Origin of the sequence: Phormidium pseudopriestleyi FRX01, from assembly GCF_017313335.1 — a bacterium.
Taxonomy (GTDB): domain Bacteria; phylum Cyanobacteriota; class Cyanobacteriia; order Cyanobacteriales; family Laspinemataceae; genus Laspinema; species Laspinema pseudopriestleyi.
On sequence record NZ_JAFLQW010000280.1, the window covers coordinates 1 to 9,597 of the forward strand.

General features: G+C 44.7%; 8 protein-coding genes. 6 read left to right on the top strand and 2 right to left on the bottom strand.

The features are described 5' to 3' along the window. The 6 genes from J0895_RS10265 to J0895_RS10290 all read left to right on the top strand — a co-directional run. Positions 1 to 2,127: ATP-dependent Clp protease ATP-binding subunit (locus tag J0895_RS10265; protein WP_207088007.1), on the top strand; the 2,127-nt coding region annotated here is incomplete at its 5' end. 50 nt (positions 2,128 to 2,177) lie between these two features. Beyond that, on the top strand, positions 2,178 to 3,170 hold the full coding sequence (gene hpsE / locus J0895_RS10270; protein ID WP_207088008.1) for a hormogonium polysaccharide biosynthesis glycosyltransferase HpsE: 993 nt from the start codon (positions 2,178 to 2,180) through the stop codon (positions 3,168 to 3,170). Between the two features lie 68 nt (positions 3,171 to 3,238). Next, positions 3,239 to 4,216, top strand: a complete 978-nt coding sequence (gene hpsE, locus J0895_RS10275; RefSeq protein WP_207088009.1) for a hormogonium polysaccharide biosynthesis glycosyltransferase HpsE — start codon at positions 3,239 to 3,241, stop codon at positions 4,214 to 4,216. A gap of 83 nt (positions 4,217 to 4,299) precedes the next feature. Next, entirely contained in the window at positions 4,300 to 5,286 is a 987-nt protein-coding gene (locus J0895_RS10280) for a glycosyltransferase (protein WP_207088010.1), read from the top strand. A 30-nt stretch (positions 5,287 to 5,316) separates the two neighbouring features. After that, the gene (locus J0895_RS10285; RefSeq protein ID WP_207088014.1) at positions 5,317 to 6,279 is read left to right on the top strand and encodes a glycosyltransferase; all 963 of its coding nucleotides are present in this window, start codon (positions 5,317 to 5,319) and stop codon (positions 6,277 to 6,279) included. A gap of 72 nt (positions 6,280 to 6,351) precedes the next feature. Continuing rightward, entirely contained in the window at positions 6,352 to 7,320 is a 969-nt protein-coding gene (locus J0895_RS10290; RefSeq protein WP_207088011.1) for a sialate O-acetylesterase, read from the top strand. Positions 7,321 to 7,357: 37 nt separating this feature from the next. Here J0895_RS10290 and J0895_RS10295 read toward each other — a convergent pair whose 3' ends face one another. Then, entirely contained in the window at positions 7,358 to 8,506 is a 1,149-nt protein-coding gene (locus J0895_RS10295; protein WP_207088012.1) for a hypothetical protein, read from the bottom strand. 8 nt (positions 8,507 to 8,514) lie between these two features. Beyond that, a partial coding sequence (locus tag J0895_RS10300; RefSeq protein ID WP_207088013.1) for an MBOAT family O-acyltransferase occupies positions 8,515 to 9,597 on the bottom strand: 1,083 nt, incomplete at its 5' end.

Consider the following 9,597-nt stretch of genomic DNA (forward strand, 5'->3'; position numbering starts at 1 on the left):
AAAACGGCCATTGCCGAGGCCCTGGCCCAACGGATTGTCAATGGCGATGTCCCCGAATCTCTGAAAAACCGGCAACTCATTTCCCTGGATATGGGCAGTCTAATTGCCGGGGCCAAATTCCGAGGTGAATTTGAAGCCCGACTCCGGGCAGTTCTGCGGGAAGTGATCGAATCCGACGGTCAAATTGTCCTGTTTATCGATGAATTGCATACGGTGGTGGGAACCGGTGCCGGACAAGGGACAATGGATGCGGGAAATCTGCTCAAACCGATGTTAGCCCGGGGAGAATTGCGCTGTATTGGGGCGAGTACCCTGGATGAATATCGCAAATATATCGAAAAAGATGCCGCTTTAGAACGTCGCTTCCAACAGGTGATGGTGGATCAACCCACGGTGGATGACACGATTTCGATTTTGCGGGGGTTGAAGGAGCGTTATGAGGTGCATCATGGGGTGAAAATCCTGGATGCGGCATTGGTGGCAGCAGCGAGTTTGTCGAATCGGTATATTAGCGATCGCTTTTTGCCCGATAAGGCGATCGACTTGGTAGATGAAGCGGCAGCCAAGTTGAAAATGGAGATTACCTCCAAACCGACGGAGTTAGAAGCAGCCGATCGCCGGTTGATGCAGCTAGAAATGGAAAAACTCTCCCTGGAAGGGGAAGGCGCGGGAGTGGTGGGAACCAGTGCTTATCGCGCCTCTCAGGAACGGTTAGGGCGAATTACCCAGGAGATTGGCACCCTGACGGTGAAACAGCAGAAACTAAGCAATCAATGGCAGATGGAGAAGGATTTGCTCAATGCCATTAATGCGCTCAAGGAACAGGAAGATGGGTTGCGGGTGGAGATTGAAAAGGCCGAACGCAACTATGATTTGAACAAGGCGGCGCAGTTGAAGTATGGCAAGTTGGAGGTGTTGCAGCGCGATCGCGAAGCGAAGGAAGCTGAATTACTCAAATTGCAAGCCAGTGGCTCTACTTTACTGCGAGAGCAAGTCACGGAAGCCGATATTGCCGAAATTGTTGCCAAATGGACGGGGATTCCCATTAACCGTCTGTTGGAGTCGGAACGGCAAAAACTGCTGCAAATGGAATCGTTCCTCCATCAGCGCGTGATTGGGCAACAAGAAGCGGTTTCGGCGGTTTCGGCGGCAATTCGTCGCGCTAGGGCCGGGATGAAGGACCCCGGACGCCCGATCGGTTCGTTCCTATTTATGGGACCGACTGGGGTCGGTAAAACCGAACTCGCCCGCGCTTTGTCTCAGGTCCTATTTGACACCGAGGACTCCCTGGTGCGCCTGGATATGTCCGAGTATATGGAGAAACACTCGGTTTCTCGGTTAGTCGGTGCGCCTCCGGGATATGTCGGCTATGACGAAGGGGGCCAACTCTCGGAAGTGGTGCGCCGCCATCCTTATTCCGTGGTGTTGTTGGATGAGGTGGAAAAGGCTCATCCTGATGTGTTTAATATTTTGTTGCAAGTGCTCGATGACGGTCGAATCACCGATTCCCAAGGACGGTTGGTGGATTTTAGAAATACCGTGATTGTGATGACGAGCAATATTGGCAGTGACCACATTTTGGATTTAGCGGGGGATGATACTCGCTATGAGGAAATGCAGAAACGGGTGATGATGGCGCTGCGGAAGCATTTTCGTCCGGAGTTTTTGAACCGGGTGGATGAGATTATTTTGTTCCATGCCTTGACGCGATCGCAATTGAGCGAAATTGTCAAAATTCAAGTCAAGCGCTTGGCTAAACTCTTGGCAGAGCAAAAAATCGGCCTCAATCTCATGGATGAGGCGTTGGATTATGTGACCGAAGTTGGGTATGATCCGGTATATGGGGCTAGACCCCTCAAACGGGCGATTCAACGAGAATTGGAAAACCCGATCGCCACCCTGTTATTAGAAGGGAAATTTGTGGCGGGTGATACGATTTACATTGACCGAGGACCGACAAAATTAACCTTTGATATCAAACCGCCGGAACCGAAGACAGAAAAGCCGGTGATTCCGGTGTCTGAATCCCCGGAACCGGGTGAATCAGTGGAAGAGGTGAAGACGGAACCGCTGCTGAGTCGATTTGTTGATGAGGCGATCGATGTTAAGGGGGAGACGATTCCATAACAGGGCAGAGAAACCGTAGCATTTTGTAGGGCAAGGGGAGTCTCAAATATATGGGGGTCGATTTAACAGTTGCCATCTGTACTTATAACGGGGAAAAGCGTTTTCCCGAAGTCTTAGAGGCACTTTTAGTCCAAGTCAACACCGAAGAGTTTTCTTGGGAAATTCTCGTAGTTGATAATAACAGTACCGACAATACTGCCCAAATTCTGCATGACTATCAAGCCAAATGGGATGGCATTGCCCCCTTACGGTATTGTGTTGAACGAGAACAGGGGGCGGCTCACGCGCGTAAGCGGGTTGTTAAAGAGGTGAGCAGTCCCTTAATTGGGTTTTTGGATGATGACAATATTCCGGCATCAAATTGGGTATCGGCTGCTTATAAATTTGCCCAAGAGCATCCGAAAGCTGGGGCTTACGGGAGTTTAATTGTTCCGGAGTTTGAAATTGAACCGCCCCCGAATTTTAAGCGCCTGATGCCCTTTTTAGCGATTACTCAACGAGGGCAAAACCCATTATTTTATCAGCCGAATAAAAACTTATTGCCTCCCTCTGCTGGATTGGTGGTCCGCACTCAAGCATGGCAGGAAAGCGTTCCGGAACAGTGTATTCTCAGTGGTAGAACTCCAGGCAGTATGCTCACCGGAGAAGATTTAGAGGCATTGTCTTATATTCAAATGCAAAACTGGGAAATTTGGTATAATCCGGCGATGCAAATTGTCCATAAAATTCCGAGTCGGCGCTTGGAAATGGAGTATTTAGTTCAGTTTTTTAGAGGGATTGGGTTGAGTCGGTATGTGACGCGGATGGTGAGGGTTAAACCGATATTAAGGCCAGTTTTTACCGTCGCTTACTTTGCTAACGACTTGCAGAAACTGATTCGGCACGTTTTGAAATATGGGATTGACAAGACGGATGCGATCGCCGCTTGTGAAAGGCAGTTATTAATGAGTAGTTTGAACAGCTTTTTTTATTTATGGCGTAACGGCTATTTGGATCGGGGAAAAAGGGGAGAGAACCCTCTCAAAATCCGGCGATCGCCATGAACAAAGAAGCCAATTCTTGACGGATGATAAGACCCAATACTCCATAGCAGGAAGGGGATGCGCCATTGATGAATCAGAACTTATTAGACTTGACCGTAGCGATACCCACCTATAACGGCGCGACGCGGTTAATCCAAGTTTTAGAGGCCCTGCGCCAGCAAGTTCAAACTGAAAACATCGCTTGGGAAATCATCATAATTGATAACAACAGTAGCGACCAAACGGCTCAAATTGTCAAAGACTATCAAGCCACCTGGACGCAAAATTATCCCCTTAACTATTACTTTGAAGGACAACAAGGACTCGCCTTTGCCAGAGAACGAGCCATCCAAGAAGCCAAGGGACAATGGATTGCCTTTTTAGATGATGACAATATCCCCGCATCGGACTGGATTGCTACCGCTTATGACTTTGGAAATCATCATCCTCAAGCTGGAGCATTCAGCGGTCAAATTCATGGAGAATTTGAAGTAAAACCCCCAGAAAACTTTAAAAAAATCGCGGCATTTTTAGCGATTCGCGAACATGGACCCAAACCCTTTCAGTTTGATCCCGACCACTTGCGATTACCTCCGGGTGCCGGCTTAGTGGTTCGCAAACAAGCCTGGAGAGAGGCAGTTCCAAATACCCCTAAAGTGGTGGGAAATCAGGGAGACGTCTTAGCACGGGGAGATGATTATGCACCCTTACTTTATTTGCATAAAATGGGGTGGGAAATTTTGTACAATCCAGCCATGCATATCAATCATCAAATTCCCCATTGGCGACTGGAACGAGATTATTTGTTATCCCTAGCCCGTGCCTGTGGATTAGCCACCTGTCAGTTACGGATGATTAATGCTAAAACCGGTGAAAAGCCTGGGATTATCGTCAGGACGATCGCTGGCAACTTACGTCGAATGATAGGCCATCGCCTTAAATATGGAGAAAAACTCCAATCAGAATTGATACCGGCATTTGAGATGGAGTTTTATTTGGGGAGCATGATGAGTCCGTTATTTTATATAAAGAATACAATTACAGGTAAAGGGTCAGCAGGTCAATGAAAAATGAAAATTAAATCGCGAAACCTATGGCGGTCCACAGCGGCTTTGATAGCATTGAAGTCAGATAGGGGAGGGAAATTGCAATGGCAGTAATCTCAGTTATTATTCCCGCTTATAATGCTGAAAACACCATCAAGGATACCATTAATTCGGTGTTACAGCAAACTTTCTCAGACCTTGAGCTAATCGTTATCAATGACGGCTCGACCGATACCACTCTGGAAATCATTTCGCATAGTCCAGATCCCCGCATTCAAGTATTTTCCTATCCGAATAGTGGTGCTTCTACCAGTCGCAATAGAGGATTTGCCCAGGCAAGCGGTGAATATATTGCGTTTTTAGATGCAGATGATTTGTGGACTCCCGATAAACTAGAAGCACAATTGACAGCCTTGAAAACCCATCCTCAAGCTGACATCGCCTATAGTTGGAGCGACTGCATTGATGAATCGAGTCGCTTTTTGCGTCGGGGTGGACATATCACGATCAATGGCGATGGGCTGCCAAAGCTGTTGATGATGGATATTTTAGAAAATGGTTCTAATCCCTTGATTCGGCGGCAGGCTTTAATAGAAGTTGGAGGCTTTGATGAGTCACTGCCTGCGGGACAGGATTGGGATTTTTATTTGCGATTGGCTGTCAAGCACTCTTTTGTAACAGTGCCGCGATCGCAAGTATTGTATCGAATCTCTGCAAATTCTCTGTCGGCTAACGTGTTTAAGCTGGAAACAGGCTGTTTGCGTGTCCTCGATCGCGCCTATCGTCAGGCTCCTGAATCCTTACAACATCTGAAGCCTTATAGTCTAGGAAATCTCTATAAATATTTGACCTTTAAAGCGTTGGAAGGAAATCCAAAACGCCTAAAAGCTATAGCAGCCCTACGATTTCTATCCCAAGCAATCCGGTACGATCCGGTACTGCTGCGAAAGAAAGTTATCTTTAAAGTCTTATTTAAAGTGTTCGTAATTGCTTTGCTCCCTCCGGCTCAGGCTGGCACATTTATAACAAAGATGAAAGGATTGGCGAATCCTATCACCTTACTTGGTTATGTTCACTTAGATGCGGTCTAAAGCTACAATTATATTGAAATTTATATGCTCATGCCCCTCATTTCTGTAATTATTCCAGTTTTCAATAGTCAAAAAACCATAAACGAAACTATCGGTTCTGTTTTAAAACAGACCCTATCAAACTTGGAGGTTATAGTGATAAATGATGGTTCAACTGATGAAGGTTTAGAAAAAATTGCGACGATAAAAGACCCACGAGTTCAGGTTTTTTCTTACCCAAATGCGGGAGTTGCCGTCAGCCGCAATCGGGGAATCGAGCGAGCGAGGGGCGAGTATATTTCTTTTTTAGATGCTGATGACTTATGGACACCCGATAAACTAGAAGCGCAATTGAAGGCACTTCAAGAAAATCCTCCCGCCGCTGTCGCTTATAGCTGGACTGATTATATCGATGAAGCGGGGAATTTTTTATATCACGGCAGTCACATCACCGTTAACGGTGATGTGACTGCAAAACTTTTATTCAAAAATTTTATAGAAAATGGCTCCAATCCCTTAATTCGTCGCCATGCTTTAGTAGAAGTGGGTGAATTCGATAGCTCGCTTCCTCCCGCAGAAGATTGGGATATGTGGTTGCGATTGGCAGCACGCTATCATTTTGTGGCTGTACCGCATCCTCAAATTTTATATCGGATGTCGGCAGGTGCAAATTCTGCCAATATTTCTAAAATGGAAACTCAGGGATTGAAAGTTATCCATCACGCCTTATCTTTGACTCCTGATTCTTTACAATCCCTCAAAAAGCCCAGTATTGCTAACTTTTATCAGTACCTTACGTTTCGGGTGCTCACCGGCAATCCCTCTCGGACACAATGTCTGAGTGCTGCTCGATGTTTTGGGTATGCCATAATTAATGATCCGGGAATGCTGCAACGGCAAAACCGACTCATGTCAATTGTATTTTTAAAAATAATAGCTGGAATTTTGCTACCTCCTCAACAGGCTCGAAAATTGCTAAAAATGCTTAAAGAGCGATTTTCAAAACTTGAATGAGGGGGCGCGATTGCTGCATTTCTTCCTAAACAGAGAAAAGAGGGAGGCGCGATCGCACCTTCATAAACCAACATGAACAGCTTCTTTGACACTCTCAGGCAGACAACTGGATTGGCACTCATCTTCACCTTTTTGCTGTTTTCCATGAACCGTTCTCAAGCATTACGGATTAAACTTTTCATCTTGGCAGGACAATCGAATATGCTGGGTTACCAGTCCAATCTGGATGATTTACCCCCTCGCCTGCGTCAATCCCAAAAGAATGTACTCTGGTACGATCGCCAGGACCAGTGGGTTCCCCTGGAAGCACCTACAGAACCCTTACTCCCTCCTGACCCTTCTCTCCCCGTTCCTCCCTTCGAGTCCTATCATCCCGAACATAGTCATAAAGTGAACAATTCCGTCGGATTTGGACCCGAAATTTCCCTGGGAGAGAATCTTGCCAATGGGTTGAATGAAACAGTTGCGTTGGTCAAATATTCCCGAAATGGCACGAATCTCGACACACAATGGGATCCGGGTTTAGATGCCAATGGTGATCCTAAAGACACCCTCTATCCTCGCATGAAACAGCGGGTTTTCCAGGCGATCGCCGATCTATCTGCCCTGGGTTATACCGTAGAGGTTTCAGGTTTTTTCTGGATGCAAGGAGAAAGTGATGCGAGTCATCCGGAAATGGCCCAAAACTATGAATCTAATCTCACCCATTTTATCCAAACCATTCGTCAGGATTTTAACCGTCCAAACCTACCGTTTATCTATGGAATGGTTCACTTTGGAAATCAGCATGAAAAGCCGAATAACACGATAAACTGTTGCGGTGATATCGTGCGATCGGCTCAAATCAATGTCCAGACTACTATTCCCCATACTCGGGCTGTCGAAACTCGCAATTTATCCCTAAACAGAGACTTACTTCATTTTGACTCTAACGGGATTTTGACCATAGGCAATCTATTTTCTGATGCCTGGTTCAACATTCGTTCATTTTCTACCGATAACATTTTGAATGAATCAATCACAGAATCTCAAGCCTATTAACGTATTTTAACCGTCATAATCCCTAATTTTATTCGAGTTAATTATTTAAAACATTTTCTACAAATTCGACTACATCTGGATGATTATTCGCCCAAATTTTACGGTTTTCTCTAATTTGTTTTAAGTGATTCTCCACCGTTTCTGGGGTCAATAGAACTCCAAAATCTTTGGGGACTATATCTTCATTATATTGCCAGATTCGATTCAGGACTAAATCGCCGATTTCTTTGCGATAATGGGAACTATCTATATAATTTTTCATGTTGCTGCTCAGGGGGTCTGTGGTAATACTGTTATAACCCGAAAAATCCCAAACCGGCGCAATTTGGGCCAAGTCTCGTTTCCATTCTTCAAAAAGTTGCCAAGCTCCAGATAACCGAATTGACTCCCAGTGAGTTACATGAGAGGGAGAGATAAAGAAGTCACACTTAATATTTTTTTTCTGACATAATTTTACGATATTTTTCACCTCTTCTAAATGAGAAATTTCATAAGGGTTTCCTTGTTTTTTTGATTGAAAAAAATCATTTTCTCTTAAAAGGTCTCCCATAATATCTACTCCTTGCAAACCTCCATAAATATGGCTGACATAATAATCAGTATTTCTTCGGCCATCGGGGTAAAAATATCCGACCCTATTAACGGAGCTTTGATTGGCTCTAATTGTCTTCAAACTTCCTCGAATAGCCCCCAAAGAAAAAATGGAATTAAACTTATCTTGCGGAGTAATATGAGAGGTTAATAACCGGTCTTCTGAAAAGTCATCTTGATTTTTTTTGTCTTGACCAAACATAAAAAAATCAACACCGATCGCCGCTTGCTTTAGCTCAGGATTATTGGCGATCGCGTGTTCAAAATATCGCCGTGCTTCATAGATATTTGCTCCCGTAATTCCTAAATTATAAGCGGGTTGAACCTCAGCTAAAGCCGGATGAGCTGGATCCAAACCAAACTCAGTCCTAGAGGACCCAATAAACACCATATTCGGTTGAATTCGGATAATATCAATGGCTTTAAACATCCGCACCTGTTTATCTTTTTCCGGCTTGACTTGATTAAAACCTACCCAAATAGGATTATTAAAAACACTGTAAGGATCGACAGCAATATTAAACCCACTAATAGTAAGAACCTGCATCAATATTACAGACAAAACAATCCTAAAATAGCGTTGATAATCTTTCATGTAACAGTTCAAAATTGGAAGTACAAAAATTCTGAAACTCGATTTAGGGAAAGCAGACAAGCCGTTGCTAAAGTCGCTATTCCTAACCCCCACCCTATCTTAGGGCTAAACTGTTTAATCATTTGCATCGTATTGGGCAACTTCATCACTCCCAGCATTATGATGCCTAAGACGATCATACTATTGCCCGCTCCCACCCAGGGCAAATAACTTAAATTTTGCCATCCCTGAAAAATTCCGCCGATAGGAATCCAACCTAAAACCCCTTGAAAAGTATCAGGTAAAAGAATCCCCTTCATTCCCCCCATTGCCTGTAAAATCTCTAAAGCATCCTCAAAGGTAGCGGCCCGAAATAACACCCAACTGGCAACTACCGCCAAAAAAGTGACCGTTACTCCTACAAATTTCGGCAGGGAAATTCCCAGCTTGCGCCAGATATGATTGATGCCTAAAAATAACCCATGCATTCCCCCCCAAACTACATAAGTCCATCCGGCACCATGCCACAAACCCCCTAACAGCATCGTCAGCATTAAATTGCTAACGCGGCGGAACTCTCCCTTGCGACTCCCACCTAGAGGAATATAAAGATAATCCCGCAAAAAGGCCGAAAGAGTGATATGCCAGCGTCGCCAGAACTCGATAATTGAATCCGATTTATAGGGAGAATTAAAATTAATGGGGAGGTTGATATTGACCATCCACCCTAAACCGATCGCCATATCTGAATAGCCCGAAAAATCAAAATACAATTGAAACGTATAGCTCAACGCCCCAATCCAAGCTTCCAGAAATGTCACCGATTCTGCATTATTAAAAACTGGCGCAACCCAAGGGGATAAATTATCCGCAATCAGCATTTTTTTGGATAATCCCAAGACAAACAGGGTTAACCCTAGGGCAAAATTTCTCTCAGAAAAGACAAAATTTTTGACCGATCGCAACTGAGGAATCAGTTCATCATGGCGCAGAATTGGACCCGCGATTAATTGAGGATAAAACGAGACAAACAGACTGTAAGTGACTAAATCATAATTGGAGTCCTTGGTTTCTCCCCGGTAGGCATCCACCAGATAGGCGATTTGAGTAAA